This is a genomic window from Methylobacterium bullatum, assembly GCF_014845095.1.
In the GTDB taxonomy this organism is placed as follows: domain Bacteria; phylum Pseudomonadota; class Alphaproteobacteria; order Rhizobiales; family Beijerinckiaceae; genus Methylobacterium; species Methylobacterium bullatum.
This window is the reverse complement of sequence record NZ_NKUG01000319.1, coordinates 1-570: the sequence shown is the minus strand read 5'-3', so window position 1 is coordinate 570 and position 570 is coordinate 1. Positions and strand designations below refer to the sequence as shown.

The 570-nt window shown below is 70.4% G+C and carries 1 protein-coding gene; it reads left to right on the top strand.

What is annotated here, in order from left to right:
• Positions 1–570, top strand: a 570-nt coding sequence (locus MBTS_RS23425; RefSeq protein WP_483403782.1) for an MraY family glycosyltransferase, incomplete at both ends; no start/stop codon positions are given.

Below are 570 nucleotides of genomic sequence, written 5' to 3'. Positions count from 1 at the left end.
CCCAGGGCGCGGGCATCGCCATCGTCCTCGCGATCCTTGCCGCCTGCGGGCTCCTTGCGTCGCTGACACCGCCGATGCCGGACGCGATGGAAGCCCTGGTCCTGGCTCACGCGACCCTGATCCTCGCGGTGGTCGGCGCCGTGGACGACATCCGGCCGCTGCCGGCCTCCCTCCGACTCGGTCTCCAGACGCTCGTCGTCGCGGCTCTCGTCCTGTCCGTGGATGGCCGGCTGCTTCCGGACGTGCCGCTCGCCGCCGAACGGGCTTTCGCGGTCCTGGCCGGCGTGTGGTTCGTGAACCTCACGAACTTCATGGACGGTCTCGACTGGATGACGGTCTCGGCCATGGTGCCGGTCACCGGCGCGCTCATGCTCCTCGGACTCGTCGGCGGTCTGCCGCCGTTGCCGACCCTCGTCGCCGCATCCCTCCTCGGTGCGTTGATCGGATTCGCGCCCTTCAATCGCCCGGTGGCCCGCCTGTTCCTGGGCGATGTCGGCTCCCTTCCCATCGGCCTTCTCGTGGCGTGGCTTCTGTATCGGTTGAGCCTGCAGGGCGGGCTGGCGGCCGCCA